Here is a 19,956-nt window from a genome sequence, read left to right as displayed (position 1 = left end):
TTTCGGTGCCGTTAACGTTTAACGCTCTTTATAAAACAGGTTGTATGAACGCAGCATGAATTAACGCTGCCTTAGTCCACATTATCGCTATACGCCCTTTACTTCTACAGAGCTGCCGTGCCGGCTAGCGCGTACTTCTACCCGGATGGGCATTTGCTCCTTGAGCTCACTGACGTGGGAAATAACCCCAATCATGCGCCCGCCCATTTGCAGTTCGCTCAGCATGTTAATGGCTTGATCCAGAGCATCTTGGTCGAGGCTGCCAAAGCCTTCGTCGATAAAGAGCGTATCCAACTGAATGCCGCCCGCGTAAGCCTGCACGACATCTGAAAGACCCAGCGCTAACGACAGCGCTGCCATGAACGACTCCCCACCAGAAAGCGTCGCTACCGAACGGTTCTTGCCGGTATAGGTGTCCGCTACATCAAGCTCCAGGCCTGACGCCTTGTTACCTTTTGAGGGGTCCTCTCGACGCACTAGCTGGTAGCGCCCCCGGCTCATACGCACCAGCCGCTCTGAAGCCTGAATGAGAACATCATCCAGCAGCACGCCGAGCACGAAGCGTTGCAGGCTGATTCTATGCCCGGTGCGACCATTTGCGACTTCGCTTAGCGTGCCCCACAGCTGATATTGGGCTTCAAGCTCAGCCTGGGCTGTGTGGGCAGAGGCCAGCTTTTGGTGAATACCCTGCAGCGTCGCTAATCGTCCATCCAGCTTTCGCCATGCCTCTAACTGGGTGTGCTCGGCCGCTTGGGCAGTCTCGGTCAAGGTAGTGAGCGCGTTAAGATCCGGCGGCGTTTTGTCGGCAAGCTGGTTTTGATAATTCTGCAGTGCACCTTCAAGCTCGGCTAAGCGACGCTGGTACGCCTCGACTTGGTGCGTCAACGCTTGCCGCTGGGTAGCATCCAATTGCGCCGCCTGAAACGCCATCTCATCACTAAAGGGGCTGGTCTGCAGCGCGGCTTGCCACTCTGCTTGCGCCTGCTGTAACGACTGCTCGCTGCGTTCGGTTCGTTCGTTCGCGCCGCGTCGCTGCTCTTCTGCTCGCGCCAGCTGGGTTTGACTGTTTGAAAGCGCTTGCTGAGCGCTTTCCCCATCTTGTTCAAGTTGCGTTATTTGGCGCTCAAGCTCAGTGAGCGTTTGACGCATAGCAAAAGGGTCTCGAGCATTTTCTGGCAACGACTGACTTAATTGATCGCGCTGGCTTTCTAGCCTTAATGCGCCCTCTTTGGCTTTTTCAACCGCAGGCCGCTGGGTTTTAAGCTGTTTATCAAGCGCGCCCCACTCTCGCCGTAGCGCGTCACGGGCGGCGATTTGCTGGTGGATCTCTCGCTCAACGCTTGTCTGCCGAGCGACCTGGCGATTTAACTCATCGCAGGTGTTTTGTAGTGCATTTAGCGGCTGGTTAGCCCACTCGCCTAACTGCTGGTTGAGTCGCTGGACTTGCTGTGTGTGGTAGTTAATCTGCTGCGCAAGCTGCTGGTGATCGCGTTCAGCGACCTGAAGAGAGTGGCGGGCCTGCTCTTGAGCCGACCTGGCCGCTTCCACCTGCGCCTGAGTGACGACATCGGCGTTGTTAACCGCCGGCGCGGGATGTGACAAGCTGCCGCACACCGGGCAAGGGGCATCCTGCTCAAGCGTCAGAGCGAGTAGCGCGGCTTGGCCATGATGCCAGCGCATCTCCTGCTCAGTGGCATTGCGATCCGCCTGTGCTGCTTCGCTTTTTCGGCGTTCGAGTGTGTCCGCTGCCTGCTGCTGTTGAGCCGTTAACTCACGCCCTTGGCGGCCAAGCTCATCCAGCTCTTGGCGCTGGGTTAGTAGGTGGTTATGGCGGCTTAGTTCAGCAGGCGCGCTGGCCAGTTGCTGAAGCTCGGCCTGTAAACGTTCGAGGTTGACACCTATCGCTTCACCCTGTTGTCGAATAGCGTCTAACTGGGTTTCATCGCGTTTGAGTGCACTGTCCGCTTGCTGCCACGCGGCCTGCGCCGTTTGAAAATGCGTTTGCAGCTCGCTGAGCTGTTGGCCTTTTTGAATAAACTCGCCCAACTGACGATGACGCTCGCGCTGCGCAGGCAGTTCTGACTGTCGCTGGCGTGTCGCTTCTAATGCCTGCTTTGCCTGTTGGGCGTTAGAACCCTGGGCGGTTAATGCAGCTTCCGCCGTTTGCTGTTCGGCTTGAGCGGTCGTTACAGCTTGCTGCGCTTGGTCTAAGGCGCTCTTTGGGGCCTGCAGCGCCTGTGCCTGGGCGCTTTGAGCTAAACGCTCCTTGCTGCTTTCGATCTCATCGTGCTGCCCAAGATGGCGAGCTTTGTCCGCCGCTAGCGTATCGCGGGCTTCAAATTGGCGCTGCAGCGCCAGCGCTTCATCGCGCTGTATTTCGGCCTTGCGGCGCTGCTGCTGCGCTGTCTCGAACTGGTGCCGTGCGTCTTGCACCTGTGGCTTTAGCACTTCCAGCTCTTGATCTAACGCGGCCTCGCTCTCCAGCTCGCCCCCCGCCAAAATGCCACTGATATGTTGCCGATGCTCCTTCACATCCCGCTCGATTTGATTGGCCTGGTTGCGCAGTTGCTCTTCGATACGCTGGAAGATATGTGTTTGGAACAGTTGCGAAAAAATTTTTTCACGCTCTTTTGAATCGGCTATCAGCAACTCGCGGAACTTGCCCTGGGGCAACACCATGACCTGGCGAAATTGATTGGCATCCAGGCCAATCAGAGTTTGCAGCTCGGCGGTGGCATCGTTGACCTTGCGCGCCACCAGACAGGTCTCTACCTCACCACCCGCCTTTAATCGCCAAAGCTGCGCTTCAGCATTATGCGTGGTGGTACCTTCGCCGCGGGATTTGGGGCGCTCTTGCTGGGGGACACGACGCACCCGGTAATCAACGCCGCGAAGATGAAAATCGAGACTAACTTCCGTTAATAGCGCAGCATCTGCCTGATCGCAGCGCATCTGGGTCGGGTCGCGTTCATTACCCGTCGTCTGGCCGTAAAGAGCAAAACACAGCGCATCAAGAATCGAGCTCTTGCCCGCCCCGGTGGGCCCGTTAATCAAAAACAGGGGGCTTCTGCCCAGCGCGGTGAAATCAATGCTTTCAGTGCCCGCGAACGGGCCAAAGGCCTGCATGGTCAGCGTTAACGGCGTCATTGCTGGGCCTCATCACGCTGCAATTGGGTAATCAATTCTGCCATCGCGCTGGCCTGACGCTCGCTCATGGCCTCGCCGCTGGTTTGATTGAAGAAGTCGCTAAACATATCCAGCGCATCAAAGCGCAGCCGTTCCCGGTCGAGCTGCTGCGTACCGCGCGCCTCCAGCATGCCGGGCTTCTCGAGATGCAGCACATTAGGGTACACCTCACGTAGTTTGCCCATGGGGTCGAGAATGGCGTGCCGATCGGTCAATCGCACCAACAGGTAGTCGTCGGCGTTCTTATCGGTTTGGCCCTGGACGATCAACGCATCCAGCTCACCTTCTAAGACACGCACTTCACGGCTGGGCATCAATGTCACCTGGTCAATTTTTTTGACGCCGTTCACGTCTAACTCGACCAACGTGACGCCTTTACGCTGGCTGGCTTCGGAAAAGCTGTATTTAAGCAGCGACCCGCTATAGCGAATATGCTCGCCACCGCGATACTGCGGGCCGTGCAGATGACCCAGCGCCACATAATCGAAGCCCTGCATTGGCTCCCAAGCCACGCTTTCGGCACCGCCTAACGTTAGCGGACGCTCGGAGTCGGAGGCGCTGCCGCCATCTACAAAACAGTGGCTCATCAGTATGCATGGGCGTGTTGGGTGGCGCTGTTCACCAATGCGCTCGACCAAATAGCGATGAGCGCCGTCAAAGTCCCGCACGTCTACGTTCAACTGGCTGCGTACATGCTCAGGGTCGGCGTAAGGTATCCCGAATACATCCACCTCTAGGCCGTCGATGGTCAGCGTGACGGGCATAGCGAAATCAGCTAAATCGGAAAGAATATGCAGCCCGGCTTGACGCAAATGGCGCGCACCAAAACGCAGTCGCTCGGCGCCGTCGTGATTGCCTGAAATCATGATGACCGGCAGCTTGCGCACCTCACATAGCGCGTGGAGCACTTCATCCAGCAGAGTGACGGCCGCCGAGGGCGGCACCGAGCGGTCATAGATATCGCCGGCGATCAGCACCGCATCGACGTTTTCCCGATCGATGATAGCGATAAGCTGGTTGAGCACATGGCGCTGGTCTTCCAACAATGAAAGATTGTGGAATAGCCGGCCCAGATGCCAATCAGCGGTATGGAGTAAACGCATAACAAGCTCAACAGCCAATAGTGTAGCGGCATCATAGCAACCTAATGGCGCTGCGTTTAGCGCAGGTGTTGAGCTTGTAGAAAATGCCGCTACGGCGTTCTGGGGAGTTGGCGTTTATGGTCGGTGCGTTGATAGGTACGGGTGATGGTGGTGTAGGCCTGCTCGCTCACCGGTTGCCCTGTAAGGAAGGCATCAATCTCGGCGTAGCTGACCCCTAGCGCTTCCTCATCAGCCAGCTGCGGTTTAAGTGATTCCAGATCAGCAGTAGGCTGTTTTTCTACCAGCGCGGCGGGCGCACCTAACGCCGCACCGACTTCTCTCACCTGGCTTTTGGTGAGCCCCGTCAGCGGCACAAGATCACAGGCGCCATCACCGTATTTGGTGAAAAAGCCCATCAGTGCCTCTGCGGCTTGATCGGTTCCCACCACTAAACCTGACTTGGCACCAGCGATGGCATACTGCGCCACCATGCGTTGGCGCGCTTTAATATTACCCAATACAAAGTCGCGTTGCGCCGCATCTTGAAACGTTAGGCCGCCCTCTTCCAGGGAAGAGAGTAAAGCGTCACTGGCGGGTTTTACATTAATGGCTAGCACTTCATCAGGCGTAATGAACCTCAGTGCCTGCTGCGCATCATCCTCATCTTTCTGTTCACCGTAAGGCAGCCGGATGGCGTAAAAGCGGGCTTCAACCCCTTTCTCGCGGACCTGCTCGACAGCCAGTTGGGCTAAACGCCCCGCAACGGTAGAGTCCACCCCGCCACTAATGCCTAGTACCAGCGCATGCTGACCTGTCTCGATGATCTGGTGACAGAGAAAATCGACCCGTGCATCAATTTCATCCTGTGGATTAATCGATGCTTTAACCTGCAAATCTGCCTGGATACGCTGCTGAGTTACTGGGTTAGTCATGGCGCTGCCTGCCTCCCGTCGACGGTGGAATTTCGAAGATTATGATTCATCAACGCGCGGTGCTTTGCCAGCCACTACCTGGCCATGATGTTTTGGCACCATTTCTAGCGCATAGTGAGCAGCGGCGAGACGTACCTCATTTCGGTTACCCGCGAAGCGTTTCGTCCTTACCATGACATAAACCTCGTGCTCGTGCCGAAACGCCCAAGCAAAGCAAACGGTTCCCACCGGTATCCCATCGTGGGGCTCTGGGCCCGCAATGCCGGTATTGGCTAACGCGACATTGGCATCATTATTGTTCAAAGCACCTAACGCCATTTCGCGTGAGGTGGCTTCGCTGGTCAGGCCATAGGTATCAATAGTGTCAAAGCTGACGGCTAAATAGCGGTTTTTCGCTTCAGGTGAATAAACAGCCAACCCACAATCGATCGATTGGCCGCTACCGGACACGCCCGCCAGCTCTGAAACAATCAGTCCAGCGGTGCACGACTCCGCCGTGGCCATTTTAAGCTCATGTTTTTTCAGATATTCACTGATATGTTCAAGCAGTTCCATTGCTCAACTCCTTATGACGCCATCGAGCTAACGCCCGCTACTCCTTGTAGGCACTGTCGTTAAACGTACTGTAGTCAAACGTACTATAGTTAAGCGCACTGATTTGTCTAAAGCCCGACGCCATAATTAACATTGTTTATGTGCCTGAATTAACGACAAAATAGCGATAAAAAAGCCCCGCCCGAAGGCGAGGCTATGATCTGCTAGTGGGACATATTAGCGTCTAAAAGCATCGGGATAGTTGGTTAAGTCTACGCTCCATAACACCGGCAGCAGGAAATAGACCGCCGCCACAATGAGCAGCATGGCAATAATATTGATCCAGAAGCCAGTGCGCACCATCTCGATAATTTTAAGCTTACCGGTGGCAAAGATAATCGCGTTTGGCGGCGTACCCACCGGCAGCATAAAGGCGCAGTTAGCGGCCATTGCTGCAGGCACCATCAGTACGAAGGGATGAATATCCAGCGCCAGCGCCAGCGACGCCAGCACGGGTAGAATCATAGTGGCGGTCGCCGTGTTCGAGGTGATTTCAGTCAAGAACAACACCATGCCGGTAGCCAGCAGAATCACCAGCAGGAAGTTAACACCTTCCAATACACTCATTTGCCCGCCGATCCACTCTGCCAAGCCGGAAGAGCCAAAGCCTGCCGCAATCGCCAAGCCACCACCAAACAGCAGCAGAATACCCCAAGGTACGTCTTTGGCTACCTCCCAACCCAACAGGCAGCCACCCTTGTTTTTAGAAGGAATCAAAAACAGCAGTAGCGCGGCAAAAATCGCGATCATAGTGTCATTGATACCCGGAATGGTGAAGATCTGACCCTGCCACAAGAACGAGCGTGTAATCCACATAAAGGCGGCGAACAAGAAAACCGCCAGTACAGCTTTCTCTTCAAAACTGGTTTTACCCAAAGCGTCTTTTTCTTTGTTAATTAGCGCCCGACCACCCGGCAAATGGCTAAATTTGATCGGAAAAAAGACGCGTGTCAGTAGTAACCAAGCGCTCACAAGCAGCACGACCACCACGGGAAAAGCAAACATCAGCCAGCCGGCGAATGAAATCTCAATGCCGAATAATTCATTAACGATCGCCGCCAGAATAATATTAGGCGGCGTACCAATCAGCGTACCCAAGCCACCAATGGTGCCGCCGTAGCCGATACCAAAAATGAGCGCCTTGTTGAACTTCTCGATTTCACCACTATGGTCGCCGTCACTTTTTGCCAGTTCCTGACTGACCTGATACACAATGGCGGTACCAATGGGCAGCATCATCATCACGGCCGCCGTGTTGGATACCCACATGGATAAGAAGCCGGTTGCGGCCATAAAGCCGAACACAATGCTATTAATGCTGGTGCCCAACACGGCAATGATCGACAGAGCGATGCGCTTGTGCAAATCCCACTTTTCCATCGCCAGAGCGATCATAAAGCCGCCAAGGAAGAGGAAAATAATCGGATTGCCGTAAGCTGCCGTGACCGTATTGCCATCCAATGCACCGGTAATAGGCAGCAGTATAATGGGCAACAGTGATGTCGCGGGGATGGGGATCGCTTCAGTGATCCACCAAACGGCTACCCAAAGCGTGGTCGCCAGCACCATGCGGCCTTCAAAACTCAAATCTTCAGGGTGAAAAAACATCACCACAAAGGCAAACAGCAGCGGGCCAAGCAATAAACCTATTTTTTGCGGCGTCGTATAGGCGGGCGGCTTGGGTTGGTGAGAAGGCTCACGTTGGGTGTTACTCGCCGCCTTGGCGGTGCCACCGGTCGGGAGCGCGCACATTAATAAATTTTTGGCTTGGTAATGGGAGTGCCATAGCTGATCCCATACCGTCATCAGGGCAGTTTTATGCATACAGTAAGCGCCACTTGCGGTCAGAAATGAGAGTGAGATTAAGCAACAGCTTGTGGGCAAATAAGCCAACATGAGGGGAATTCTGAAGCTGCCTTGGCGCCCTTTATTAACTGCAATAGACAATTAGTCCAGTGTTTTGCTCATAATTACAACCAAAGTCTAACGACCTTAGTTTAATTATTAGCAATTGCTAACGACGATATAGCGCTAGCGTTAACCTATGTGACTGCTATACGTCGTTACGCAATATTCCCAATAACACACAACATTCCCGATAACCGCCAAGGAGAAACGTGTGCTTGACCGTTTTACAATGCCGCTTACCCATCGCCCGCTGCAACGCCTCGCAACACCGTTGCATCAAAAACACATCACACCCGATCAAGTGACGTTCACTGCTTTTTTGATCGGCATTACCGCGTTACCACTGTTGGCCTACGAACAGTATGGATGGGCGCTACTGGCGATTGTGCTTAACCGACTGGGTGATGGCGTTGACGGTGCGCTCGCGCGCCTTAGTGGCCGCTGTAGCGATGCCGGCGGGTTTCTCGACATTGGGCTCGATTTTGTTTTTTACGCTGTCGTAGTGCTTGGGTTTGCGCTGGCCAACCCTGCACAAAATGCCCTGTCAGCCGCCTTGTTATTGTTTGCATTTATCGGCACAGGCACTTCATTTCTAGCCTTTGCGATTGCCGCCAAGCAACAGGCAATTGAGCGCCCGCACTTTCCCAGTAAGGCGTTTTACTATTTAGAAGGTTTAACCGAAGGCACTGAAACCGTGGCGGCCTTGGTGCTGTTTTGTCTTTTCCCTAATTATTTTCCAACCCTAGCGATGCTGTTCGCCATTGCCTGCCTTATCACCACCGCGACAAGACTATGGGGTGGCTACTGGACGCTGCGCCAGCATAAAGGTCACTAGTTTGTCATGGAATGTTTTTGCATTTGCTTCCCGTTCATGCGTATATTAGAGTCATTGTCGTACAACACACGTACAACATAAAATCAGGCGGTTACGCCACGATAGCCGCCGTTCCATCCGCATTCACACGGAGCCGTGATATGCACAGTGAAACGCTAAGCGAACTTTCCCAAGCGGGTCTTCACATCGCCATTCAAGATATCAAGGATGATTTGTTCGACACCCCCGAGTGCGACTACGCTATTGCTCAACTGCTTAGCCAGTGGGGCCTGGATGAGCAAGCCGAGCAACTGCTTGATGAAATGCTGCTTAAATGGGGCACTTCACCTGATGTGCTTACCTTAACGCAGCGTGGCTATGCGAAAATGAAGGGTAGCGATCTGTTCGCCGATAATGACGAACCTATCGTTCAGCCGCCGAAAACCGTCCCCGCTAAACTACATATTGTTGCAGCGTAACTTACTAATATATTTTCTATCTGTGCCCCTCTCCGCTTAGGCGTCAGGGGCATTTTTAATGGTTTTGCGGCTGCTAATCCAAATGATCGAGCGTAACGATGATGTCCTGGGTCGAGACATTCACGTTCCAAAAGGTGTAGCTGTCGTTATCTTCATCGACAAGGCGAATATCGAAGTAGGGGTTAGTATAGCCCGTCAAGGTAACCCGCTGAGTATCCCCATTCATCAATACATCACTACCTAACACATCCTCTTCCCAGCTTTTTGAGTTCCCTGGACTCACATACATATAATAGATGGTGTAGCCAGTGCGGTTAGTAATATCCACGTAATAGTCTGCTGCGGCCACCAGCGATGACGCCATGAGAGCCACCAGCGCAACCAGCACCATTTTAATACGCATTGGATGTTTCCTTTTTTCGTTTTTCTTTTGGGAAAACGGTCGAACGGCAGAGGCACTTACCGACGCCACCCAACCAAGGCGCGGTGACTAGCACCGCTACCTATAAAATATAATCGGTTATTTACGCCAAGCATACCGGCAGAGTCAGATTAAGCGCTATTTTCTTCAGCCTTTTGATGACGTTAAGATACTTCTCAAGCGCTCACGTTCGTGCTCTTCATAGAAACTAGGGTCATCGAAAAGATCGCCTTGAGTATCATCGAAGATCAATTCCAGCACTTCTGCACTACTTTGTACCATCGGCTCGAAGTGTGCGGTGTGGGTAACCAGTGCGGTGACACGGCGGCGGCGGTAAATGGCATACATGCCCAGCAGCGCAAACACGCAAGCAATGTAAACCGGCAGGCCTTGGCTCCCGACTGCCGTCATCAAGGAGCCTGCTGCAATGGGCGCCACCGCACAGCCAGCGCCATGCATCACCAACATGTCCGCCGAGCCAGCGACAATCTCATCGGGGTGAAGCTGATCAATCAACTGCGCTACCGCCAGTGGGTAGAGTGAAAACGCCAAGCCACCCCAGAGGAAGTAGAGGCCTAGCAGCGCTTCATGCGTTGGCGCAAACGGCATGCACGCAGCGATCAGCGCGGCTAACAGCACGACCCACGTCATTACCCGGGGGCGGTCATGCTTATCGGAAAATCGTCCAATCGGTATCTGCAACAGTGCGCCGCCAATAATCGCCACGCTCATCACTAGCCCGACACCGCCGATATCAAACCCTAACTGCGTGGCGTACACCGGGGTCATCGACCAAAACGCGCCCATCGCTAGCCCCGATAACGCGGCAGACGCCACCGCCAAGGGCGCAAAGCCTAGCAGCACGCGCAGACTACTTTTGGGCCGCTCAGACATCTTAGGCTGAACGCGTCGCGTCAGCGTGATGGGCAACAGTGCCCAACTAATCAAGATGGCAATGATGACAAAAAGCAAAAAACCTTGTGGCGAGGAGAGCCGCAGCAACTGCTGTGCGGTAGCTAAGGCACCCAGATTGACCACCATATAAACCGCGAAAATACGCCCCCGCTCATGGCTGGCTGCTTGGCTATTCAACCAACTCTCTATCACGGTGATGAGGGTAATAAAAGAAAGCCCGTACACCATCCGTAACAGCAACCATACCCACGGGTTGACAAAGACCAGATGCAACAGCGCCACCGAGGCACAAAGGGAGGCGCAAAAACCAAAGGTGCGAATATGCCCCATGCGCCTGATCAGGCGACCACTTACCCAGGTACCGCCAATAAAGCCGACAAAGTAGCCGGACATGATCATCCCCAACACGGCGCTGGAGAAACCCTCATCCGTCCCCCGCAGTGTCAGGAGCGTGTTGAGCAGCCCATTGCCTAGCAGCAGTAACGCCACGCTATACAGGAGTGATTTAACCGGTTTAAGCATTGCCAATGATCGCATTGCGTTTCCTCGCAGCAGATTACCTAAGGGTAATGCATTAAGCCGATGCATAAAGAGTGCCAGCGGATGCTGACGCAATTTTCGTTGACAGGCTAACGTTCTTTATATAGAACGTTCTATATAAAGAACGGCACTCCTAAGGCGCACCACCATGGATAAGCTCTCGCTCAATACGCTGGGCCACCATCTTCAAGCGCTTCGCCTTGAGCGGGGCTGGTCGTTGTCGCAGCTGGCCAGTGAGGCGGGCATCGCCAAATCCAACCTGTGTCGCCTTGAACAGGGCAACGGCAACCCAACGCTAGACACCATCTGGCGGCTGGCGGTGCAGCTTAATGTGCCTTTCGGAACCGTGGTGGCCCCCATCACCGTGCCCTTGGGTGAAGATGGCATCCAAGTGCGCTTGATCGATCAAGGGAAAGACACCCCCCAGGTGGACGCCTATTGGATGCGCTGCGCGCCCCATACGCTTCGCCATGCCGAGGCTCATTCGCTAGGTACCCGCGAGTCATTAACGCTGATTAGCGGCTGGCTGGAAGCGGGACCAGAAGGCGCCACCACGCCGCTGGCACCTGGCGACACCCTCACCTTTCCTGCAGATCAGCCCCATCTTTATCGCACCCAAGCCGCAGAAGCCACCTTGATGATGACCATCACCTACGCCGCAAAAGGCGAAACGCCATGAGCCAACTTGCCAGCCACTCCCCTGTCCGTTACGCCTTAAAAGGTGTACGTGAAGCGATTCCGCTGCTGGGCGGCTATATTCCGGTCTCGCTGTCGTTTGGGGTGGTGGCCACCCAGGCAGGCTTTAGCATGTGGGAAGCGGCGGCGATCTCAGCGCTAATTTACGCCGGTGCTTCGCAGTTTCTGTTTGTCGGGATGGTCGCGGCCGGCTCACCACTCTGGCTGGTGGTCGCGATGACGCTACTGATTAACGTGCGCCATGTGGTGTATGGCCCGAACCTGGCGGCTTTGTTACCGCGCAGCCGCCACTGGCCCTGGCTAATGCACGGCCTCACCGACCAGGTGTTTGCCCTCGCGTTGACGCGCCTTCCACAGCTCGCGGCGCCCGAGCGATTCGGCTGGTTAGTGGGTGCCTCACTACTAGCCTGGGGAGTCTGGATCGTCGGCACCATGGTCGGCGCCACAGCGGGTGAAACGTTAACCGCCCGATGGCCATTACTCGGTGAAGTGATGCCCTTCGCCCTTCCCGCACTATTTCTGACCATGATCGCGCCACGCTTTACCGACAAACGCTGGGCACTGGCGCTGAGCTGCACCATTTTTGCCGCCTTGATGTTTACCCTCTATGGCTGGAGCAACGTGGCCATTCCGCTGGCCGCCGCCTGTGGCGCGATCTGTTTCTATATGGTGAAGTTTCAAACGGGGAGGTGTAACCCATGAGCAGTGCACTCTGGCTAGCCGTGGTGGTTTCAGCACTGGGAACTCTGCTTATGCGCGTAATGCCTTTCCTCTGGATGCAACGCCGTTTAAACAGCGCGACCGGGATTAATAACATGCCTCAGTGGCTGGGTATTCTCGGCCCGCTGATGATTGCCGCTGTGCTGGGCGTTTCGCTTATGCCGGTCAACCCAAGCGCGACTTCCTGGGTCGCAACGGTCATTGGGCTTTCCGTCACCCTGCTGGTGTGGTGGAAATTACGCTCGCTGGGCTGGCCGGTGGCGGCTGGGGTCGCGGTGTACGGGCTAGTGCAGGTAGGCGTCTTATTTATGTAGCCCATAATCACGCTTGAACAGACACCCTTACAAGCACAACTTCTCATATGATAACGATTTGCATTAAACAGCTAGGCATGTAATCATCCCCCGCTCGACTTCACATACCTGCTCATGCACATCGGTTATGCCGGGTAGTTACATGAACTTGGTGACGGCCCTTGTGCCCCCTGTTAAGTGAGTGACATGCCGGATGCAAACGTGCATGGCGGGAAGGTGCTGATTAGCGTGCTGCTTGGCACTTTTACCGTCAGCCTGAATAACAGTGCCCTAAATCTTGCTGTGGCTGAGCTGATGACCACGTTCAATGCCAGCGCCACACACGTAAGCTGGGTGTTGACACTGTTTATGATTACCATGGGCATGACCATGCCACTCACCGGTTTCCTCGCCGGAAAATTTGGCCGCAAGCAAATTTATCTGCTCGGGCTTCTGGGTTTTCTAGTGGGCTCAGGGGTCGGTGCGCTGGCGCAATCTCTGAATGGTATTATTTTCGCCCGCGGGCTCCAAGGCATTGCTGCCGGCCTGATGATACCGCTGTCACTATCGCTGATTTTTTCTGCCTACCCGTCTCATCAGCGTGGCCGCGCTAGCGGCATATGGGGGGCGGCCGTGATGATTGCGCCCGCAATAGGCCCAACAGTGGGGGGATTATTGTTGGAAATTAGCCACTGGCGCGCACTTTTTTTAATGAATATGCCCTTTGCGCTGCTAGGGCTGATGTGCGGCTACCGATATCTAGGGAAAGAGTTACCCACTCAGCAGCGGCGTTTTGATAAAATCGGCTTTACCCTGATTACACTGGGTTTGGGAGCGGTGCTATTTTCGCTTAGCTGGGTAGAAACGCTCCCAGACCTTTTGCGTACTCAGTCTGTTGCCCCGCTTGTGTTCGGCATTTTTGCGTTACTCTGTTTTGTGCACGTTGAGCGACGCCACCCAGCCCCCCTCTTGGATCTGTCGCTGTTCACCTATCAAGGCTTTCGTATCAGCGTTGTACTCGCCTGTTTGCAATCCATTATTCTGTTTGGCTGTATTTTATTAGTGCCCTTGTGGATGCAGAACGCGCTGGGATTTAGCCCACTGATCACAGGGCTGGTATTTTTAGCCACTGCGCTTGCGGCTGCCGCCTGTTCACCCGTGGCGGGACAGCTGCTTGACCGCTACCCACCACAGTGGTGCATGAGCGCTGGGCTGATCATTACCATCATCAGCCTGGTCGGCCTGGGCACGTTAACGGCTGCCACGCCGGTCTGGGTGATTGGCGCCTGGATGGGGATGCGCGGCATTGGTCTTGGCTGCGCCTACTTGCCTGCCACCACGGTGGGCATTAAAGATCTGCCTGAATCGAGCGTCACCCAGGCCTCTGCCATGAACAATATGTCCCGCCGACTCAGCGCTTCTCTGGGCATTGTGGCCCTTTCGATCTACTACGACATCACGGTTAACGCGGCCCTCAACCGAGGGGTAAGCTACACCGAGGCTAGCGCTTCGAGCCTTCACAACGCTTTTTTTGCTCTGGCTGCCATCGCCGCCCTCTGCTTGCCGCTGGCTTGGCAATTGGGCCGCGTTATTCAGACAGCTTCTTGTGCCAGGACAACATGAAGATATTGACCTTACCTCTGCGCGTGGCCAGCGCCTTAGCGTTCGCCCTTATGCTCGTTGGCTTGCTCGCTAGCGCGAATAGCGCAGCTGTAGATGCTGAGACTGCTGAACAAGACGAAGCCACTGCCAGTAACACATCACCGCGTATCGTGACACTTTACCAAGGGGCTACGGACAGCGCCGTGGCACTTGGGCTTACCCCCATCGGCGTGGTGGATGCATGGCTAGAAAAGCCCATGTACCAATACTTGCGTAATGAGCTTGCCAGCGCTGAACACGTTGGGCTGGAAACCCAGCCCAACTTGGAAAAAATTGCCTGGCTTAGGCCTGACCTAGTGATCGCCAGTGATTTTCGTCATGGGCGAATAGCACCGCTACTCGACGCCATTGCGCCCACGGTGTCGGCCAACACCGTCTTCGATTTCAAAACCACCCTCACCATGGTGGCCAATGCCACTGGCCGCGAAGCTAAGGCTGACCAGCTACTGCAACGCTGGGATGCACGCGTCGCCGATTTTCGCCAGCAGATTACCGCTCAACTGGGTAGCCGCTGGCCGCAAAAAGTAGCCGTTGTGCGCTTTAAAAGTGACCACGTGCGTATCTATACCAGCGGATTTGCCGGATCCATCCTCAATGAACTCGGTTTCGAGCAACCGGATACGCTGCACACTCAAGGCTGGGGAATGAAGCTCTCCAGCACCGAGAACATTCCCGTACTGGATGCTGATGTCATGTTTGTCCTGCTTGAACCAGATGATCCGGCCATTGAGGCGAACTACCGCCACTGGGCCACTCATCCTCTGTGGCAACAGCTAACAGCCGTTCAGAACGAGCATGTATTTGAGGTAGACCCGGTGAGTTGGATGATGGGCGGCGGCATCTTGGCGGCCAACGCCACGTTAGATGACCTTTATGAGCACTATGAATTAACTTGCCATGCTCCCTTGCCGAACCTTGAGGAGGAACCCAAATGCTGAACAATGCCGCTGCAAAAAGCATCGGACTACTCGTTGGGGTAATCGCGGCGCTGGGGGCATTTACCGCCAGCGTGATGCTGGGCACGACGGATATCGCTTGGTCATCATTATGGGTAGCCCTTCACCACTACGACCCCACTCAGGTGGCCCACATCATCTTGTTCACTGAGCGCCTTCCACGCGCGGTGATTGCCACTCTGGTGGGCGCCAGTCTGGCCATTGCCGGGGCGCTGATGCAGACCATGACCCGCAACCCATTGGCATCACCCGGCATTTTAGGGATTAACGCAGGGGCGATGTTTTTTGTGGTGGTGGCAGTGTCACTTTTGCCGCTGCATACTCCCGCCCACTACGTGTGGGCCGCGCTTTTAGGGGCACTGGTCGCGGCCATTCTGGTGGTCGTACTTAGCCGTGGCCGCCAGGGGGAGTTATCGCCTCTGAGAGTGGTATTGGCAGGCGTTGCGGTAACGGCAATGTTTGTATCGTTTAGCCAGGGTCTCCTGGTCATTGACCAGCAAAGTTTTGAAAGCGTGCTCTATTGGCTGGCGGGCTCTTTATCCGGGCGAGAGCTTATGGTGGTCGTGCCCTTACTGCCCCTTTTTGGCGGAGCGCTTCTGCTTTGTGCTCTACTCGTTCGCCACGCCAATGCGCTACTGCTGGGTGATGATATGGTCACCGGGCTTGGCATGCAGGCCACCACCATCAAGCTACTGCTGGGGCTCATTGTGATTGTCCTGGCAGGCAGTTCCGTGGCGCTAGCAGGGATGATTGGTTTCGTGGGGTTAATTGTCCCCCATATGGCACGCGGGCTTTTTGGCGTTGACCACCGCTGGCTATTGCCCGCCTGCGCCCTGCTGGGTGCCTGTTTGCTGCTGCTGGCCGATCTGGCCTCGCGCTTTTTAATACCCCCACAGGAGATACCGGTCGGTGTAATGACCGCGCTGGTTGGTACACCCTTCTTTATTTATTTGGCGCGAAGCAAGATGGTAAGCCAATGAGACAGACCGCAACGCTATCCCTCCCTACCCCGCACGTAGGCCCTCGATGGGGCACTCACCTGTTGCTAGTCAGCTTATTACTGCTAGCAAGCGCCGGGTTGTCGCTCAGTTTGGGCAGTTTTCCCACGCCGCCCATGCAGGTATTACGGGCACTAATCGCCCCGCAGAGTAGCGATATCTCCTTTATCATTTGGGAGTTAAGGCTACCCCGCATTGTATTGGCAGTACTGGTCGGCGGCGCCCTGGCGATAGCCGGCGCTATTCTGCAAAGCATTGTACGTAACCCGCTGGCATCACCGGATGTGATCGGCATTACCAGCGGCGCGGCGCTGGCAGCGGTGCTTTTTCTGGTGCTGTTAAGTAGCCATTTGAGCATTCAGTGGCTGCCGTTTGCCGCCATGCTCGGCGCGCTAGTGGCGGCATTGGCGGTGGTCAGTCTGACCTGGAAAAACGGGATTAGCCCATCGCGCATGGTACTGGTGGGTATTGGCCTGGCGGCGGCCATGGGCGCGGGCACCACCCTGTTAATCGTGCTCAGCGATGACTCGGCCGCTATGGCCGCCTATGTATGGCTAACTGGTAGCCTGTACGCCGCCCAATGGAAAGATGTGCAGGGGATGTTGCCGTGGCTGTTGGTAACGGTGCCACTCTGCTTAGTCTTCACCCGCCATGCGGACGCCATGGCACTGGGTGATAGCGTTGCTGAAGGGCTTGGGGTGGCTATTTTGCGCAGCCGGTTAGTGCTCCTGGCCTGCAGCGTGGCGTTGGCAGGTGCCGCCGTGGCGTTTGCCGGAGGCTTAAGCTTTGTGGGCTTAATTGCCCCCCACTTGGCGGCCAAGTTGGTGGGCCGAAACCTTGCACGGCTAATACCCATGTCAGCGCTGGTGGGCGCCCTGATCGTGCTCTATGCCGACCTGCTGGGCAGGGTCGCTTTTTTACCCAAAGACTTACCGGCGGGCATCTTTGTTGCTGGAATAGGCGCGCCCTTCTTTGTTTATCTGCTGCACAGAACCCGCTACCAGCAACGCTAACCAGGGGCACAACCAATGCTCAAGGTAGCGACTAAATAGCCCATGGATAAAGGGAGAGAGATGTTTCATATCGAACCCCGCAAGATCACGCTGACAGTTGAGCAACGTGCGCGTTATCAACATCTTGCCACGTCGACCTTAGGCCACTTTACCGACTTCGGGGCCATCACCTCCCTGCTACCCATTCAGCGCCCGGTTCGTTTGCTAGGAACGGCATTAACGGTGAGGATCCCCCATACGGATGGGAGTATCATCCGCCAAGCGCTGATCATGGCATGCCCAGGAGATGTGCTGGTGATAGACGTTTCGGGTGACCATCGGCGCGCCTGCTGGGGGGAGTTTCGCGCCTATGCTGCACTACGCAAACAGCTGGCCGGTGTCGTTACCAATGGCGCGGTCACCGATTGGGAGGCATTGACTCAGTTGAGGCTACCCACTTACGCACGTGCCTCAAGCCCGCTGACCACAAGGGCGCTGGAGCTGGAAGGGGAAATCAACACTCCGGTCGCTATTGAAGGCGTCACTATCAATCCAGGGGATTTGGTCGTGGGTGATGACGATGGGCTGTTTATTATTCCTCCTCACCGGGCAGACGCACTGGCAGAGGCCGCTGAAGCTAAGCAGGCCCAGGAAGATGAGAAGCGCAGCGCGCTTAAAGCGCAGTTTCCTGAATGGTTTTGCTGAGTATATTTGAGTTACAGCATTTTAAATGCGATATCTTTAAATCACCGCTCTATTAATCATGGCCCTATAAAAAACCGCCCGAGATGCTCGGGCGGTTTGCCACTCTTAGCCCTCCGTTAATGCTGCATTGTTTACCTCAACAGCGGCTGTCGCCACACGTTTGAAAGGATTACAGGTAGCGCTGGTGCCAAAGGGCATGCTGCCTGGCCCACCGGCACGCTCAATAATCGGTGCAATCAGGCGCTTATAGGGCCACTGCTCTCGTTCAAACAACTGCTCGCGGAGCATCTCACGATCATGCTGCGCAAATGGTACGGCGTTAATCTGCTGTTCAAGGCGTGAGGCCATTACCCGCCAAAGATCGTTTGAGGAAAGGCGGTAATAGTTGGCAAGGGCATCAATAATCGCACGAAGATTGACCTGAATCGCCAGGGTTTGCAGCCAAAACAACAAGGCTTCGAGGCTGTCGTGGTAGAGTGTATTGGAGCCGCCCTGTTTTATGCGGTAGCACGGATCCTCCATCCCATGCTGCTCCAGGCGCTCAACGGTAATCCGCAGCGAATCATGGTCACGTAGCAGCAGCCCGTGGCACTGCCCGTCCTTAAAGACCAATACGGCATTCTGGCCATGCACCTCCGCCAGCATGCCGAGTCGTAGCATGCGCAAGTTAATATCGAAGAAACAGTCGCACAGCTCTTCAAACAGTAACTGCACCGATGCAGCGCTAGCCGCAATCCCACGCTGTGCTAGCCAATCGTCAAACACATAGTGGTCACCTGCCGGTAGCGGTGTGCCTAGTGTTGCCATGGGAATTAAACGCACGCTGGGGTCTTGCAGTAACGTGTCGGGATAGCTGCGCACCATCGCCGAGAGGTGGCGTGGCGCCTCATCAAACAGCGTGGCATCTTCAGGCATATAGGCCCACCACTTACTCTCATCACACAGATAGAGCCCTTCAGCCAGCCTTGTATCCAACTGCTTCGCTTGCTGCAGTAATCGAGCACTGAGATCACCGTTGACCATTTTGACGGCAGGCAGGTAACGGGAGGCGCCCAGGGAGTGGATGGCCATGGGGAGTTTCAGAAAGTGAGCACTTGTGGTCGTCGGCGCTAACGAGCGCAGCGAAGAAGTGGCCAGCCAGGGCTCGGTAACCGCTGACAGAGAAGCGCAGTCGCCCGCATCAAAGGCCTCCTGTAACCAGTGAGGCAGCGCATGTTCATACTGCCAAGGGTGAACAGGGATAGCAGTATGCGTTTGCGTCAGCCCTTTTTCTGCCATCTCTTGCTCCACCGCCAAGCAGGCATCGCTACTTGCCAGCCAGCGTAACGGCGCAGCACACGCTTCACCGACCCCCGCCCCGGTCAACAGCCGATCAGCAATAACCGCCACCCAGCGCAATTGAATAGGCTGATCAAACTCAGCCATGTAGGCGCGGTATTCAGCCTCACTAAGCCCTTGCTTGGCTTTCGCCGTAGGATGATAAGGCCGGTCTAGCAGCGATGCCCACTGCTCCATCACCGTAAAGTGTTGAGGCGTGGATAGCTGGTTTAAGTGTTGCGTTGTTACCTGGTGATCCACCGAGCAGGCAGCCTGCCAGACACTGTCGGATAGCGCCTGAAGAAACACCTGCTGACCCTGTGTGAAGGCCTGACCGTCGTCGCTACTCATGGCACTATTGTCCATGACACTACTGTTCATTGCGCCAAATAGGCGTTGAGTAAGGTCAACAGGGCCAAGCTCCTGTGCCTGTTGAGTGGCATGGCTTAGCAGCAGTGCCGGTGTTTTTGGCACTTTCTCCCATGCTTGGGTAATACCAGGCTGCAATAGCATGACAATTTGCTGCTGATCCTGCTGCCACCGCCATAACCGCTTGGAAGTGTCTTTTCGGTAATCATTAAGCACAGGGAAATGTGTCAATAGCTCGCTGGCTTGTGCGGGGTTGATCCATTCGACTTCAAGATTATCTAACAGCCCTTCCACCAGCAAACCGTCGACAAGGGCTTGTATAATCAGCTGCTGAGAATAGCGTTGGGCATTCACGGGTTGCATACTAGCGACCTCCA

Annotated in this window: 18 protein-coding genes; 10 read left to right on the top strand and 8 right to left on the bottom strand. The window is 55.2% G+C overall.

Annotated elements, in window-relative coordinates; translation table 11 throughout:
- Positions 1-87 precede the first annotated feature (87 nt).
- The 5 genes from ACUN8H_RS07320 to ACUN8H_RS07300 all read right to left on the bottom strand — a co-directional run bounded on the left by ACUN8H_RS07320 (position 88) and on the right by ACUN8H_RS07300 (position 7,618).
- The gene (locus ACUN8H_RS07320; RefSeq protein ID WP_445531492.1) at positions 88-3,147 is read right to left on the bottom strand and encodes an AAA family ATPase; all 3,060 of its coding nucleotides are present in this window, start codon (positions 3,145-3,147) and stop codon (positions 88-90) included.
- On the bottom strand, positions 3,144-4,289 hold the full coding sequence (locus ACUN8H_RS07315; protein WP_445531491.1) for an exonuclease SbcCD subunit D: 1,146 nt from the start codon (positions 4,287-4,289) through the stop codon (positions 3,144-3,146). Before ACUN8H_RS07315 ends, ACUN8H_RS07320 begins: the two co-directional genes overlap by 4 nt.
- A gap of 89 nt (positions 4,290-4,378) precedes the next feature.
- Positions 4,379-5,200, bottom strand: coding sequence for an ammonia-dependent NAD(+) synthetase (nadE, locus tag ACUN8H_RS07310; RefSeq protein ID WP_445531490.1), 822 nt, complete (start codon positions 5,198-5,200; stop codon positions 4,379-4,381).
- Positions 5,201-5,239: 39 nt separating this feature from the next.
- Positions 5,240-5,755 carry a CinA family protein gene (locus ACUN8H_RS07305; RefSeq protein ID WP_445531489.1) on the bottom strand — a complete coding sequence of 172 codons (516 nt, stop codon included), beginning with the start codon at positions 5,753-5,755 and terminating at the stop codon, positions 5,240-5,242.
- Positions 5,756-5,971: 216 nt separating this feature from the next.
- Entirely contained in the window at positions 5,972-7,618 is a 1,647-nt protein-coding gene (locus tag ACUN8H_RS07300; RefSeq protein ID WP_445531488.1) for a DASS family sodium-coupled anion symporter, read from the bottom strand.
- 295 nt (positions 7,619-7,913) lie between these two features.
- On the opposite strand from ACUN8H_RS07300, the gene ACUN8H_RS07295 reads away from it, so the two are divergent.
- Positions 7,914-8,537: a CDP-alcohol phosphatidyltransferase family protein gene (locus ACUN8H_RS07295; protein ID WP_445531487.1), complete on the top strand. Its 624-nt coding sequence runs from the start codon at positions 7,914-7,916 to the stop codon at positions 8,535-8,537.
- A gap of 140 nt (positions 8,538-8,677) precedes the next feature.
- Complete coding sequence (locus tag ACUN8H_RS07290) at positions 8,678-8,995, top strand: hypothetical protein (protein WP_445531486.1); 318 nt, start codon at positions 8,678-8,680, stop codon at positions 8,993-8,995.
- Between the two features lie 73 nt (positions 8,996-9,068).
- Here the strand turns inward: ACUN8H_RS07290 and ACUN8H_RS07285 are convergent, their stop codons facing one another.
- Together ACUN8H_RS07285 and ACUN8H_RS07280 are read right to left on the bottom strand one after the other, a co-directional pair.
- A complete protein-coding gene (locus tag ACUN8H_RS07285; protein ID WP_445531485.1) occupies positions 9,069-9,398 on the bottom strand; it encodes a hypothetical protein in 330 nt (109 codons plus the stop codon).
- A gap of 165 nt (positions 9,399-9,563) precedes the next feature.
- On the bottom strand, positions 9,564-10,868 hold the full coding sequence (locus ACUN8H_RS07280; protein ID WP_445531484.1) for an MFS transporter: 1,305 nt from the start codon (positions 10,866-10,868) through the stop codon (positions 9,564-9,566).
- A gap of 151 nt (positions 10,869-11,019) precedes the next feature.
- Here ACUN8H_RS07280 and ACUN8H_RS07275 point away from each other — a divergent pair, with 151 nt between their 5' ends.
- From ACUN8H_RS07275 to ACUN8H_RS07240, 8 genes are all read left to right on the top strand, one after another.
- Entirely contained in the window at positions 11,020-11,550 is a 531-nt protein-coding gene (locus ACUN8H_RS07275) for a helix-turn-helix domain-containing protein (protein WP_445531483.1), read from the top strand.
- Positions 11,547-12,269, top strand: a complete 723-nt coding sequence (locus ACUN8H_RS07270; RefSeq protein WP_445531482.1) for an AzlC family ABC transporter permease — start codon at positions 11,547-11,549, stop codon at positions 12,267-12,269. The genes ACUN8H_RS07275 and ACUN8H_RS07270 overlap by 4 nt, the downstream gene beginning before the upstream one ends.
- Entirely contained in the window at positions 12,266-12,601 is a 336-nt protein-coding gene (locus ACUN8H_RS07265; protein WP_445531481.1) for an AzlD domain-containing protein, read from the top strand. The genes ACUN8H_RS07270 and ACUN8H_RS07265 overlap by 4 nt, the downstream gene beginning before the upstream one ends.
- A gap of 186 nt (positions 12,602-12,787) precedes the next feature.
- On the top strand, positions 12,788-14,203 hold the full coding sequence (locus ACUN8H_RS07260; protein ID WP_445531480.1) for a DHA2 family efflux MFS transporter permease subunit: 1,416 nt from the start codon (positions 12,788-12,790) through the stop codon (positions 14,201-14,203).
- Positions 14,200-15,180 carry an ABC transporter substrate-binding protein gene (locus tag ACUN8H_RS07255; protein ID WP_445531479.1) on the top strand — a complete coding sequence of 327 codons (981 nt, stop codon included), beginning with the start codon at positions 14,200-14,202 and terminating at the stop codon, positions 15,178-15,180. The genes ACUN8H_RS07260 and ACUN8H_RS07255 overlap by 4 nt, the downstream gene beginning before the upstream one ends.
- Complete coding sequence (locus ACUN8H_RS07250; RefSeq protein ID WP_445531478.1) at positions 15,174-16,178, top strand: FecCD family ABC transporter permease; 1,005 nt, start codon at positions 15,174-15,176, stop codon at positions 16,176-16,178. Before ACUN8H_RS07255 ends, ACUN8H_RS07250 begins: the two co-directional genes overlap by 7 nt.
- Positions 16,175-17,209, top strand: a complete 1,035-nt coding sequence (locus tag ACUN8H_RS07245) for a FecCD family ABC transporter permease (RefSeq protein ID WP_445531477.1) — start codon at positions 16,175-16,177, stop codon at positions 17,207-17,209. The genes ACUN8H_RS07250 and ACUN8H_RS07245 overlap by 4 nt, the downstream gene beginning before the upstream one ends.
- Positions 17,210-17,269: 60 nt before the next feature.
- A complete protein-coding gene (locus ACUN8H_RS07240; protein WP_445531476.1) occupies positions 17,270-17,893 on the top strand; it encodes an RraA family protein in 624 nt (207 codons plus the stop codon).
- Between the two features lie 105 nt (positions 17,894-17,998).
- On the opposite strand, the gene ACUN8H_RS07235 is transcribed toward ACUN8H_RS07240, so the two are convergent.
- A complete protein-coding gene (locus ACUN8H_RS07235) occupies positions 17,999-19,942 on the bottom strand; it encodes an IucA/IucC family protein (protein ID WP_445531475.1) in 1,944 nt (647 codons plus the stop codon).
- Between the last annotated feature and the right edge of the window lie 14 nt (positions 19,943-19,956).

It is taken from the genome of Vreelandella sp. V005, from assembly GCF_052645115.1.
This window is presented reverse-complemented; position numbering and strand designations above follow the sequence as displayed.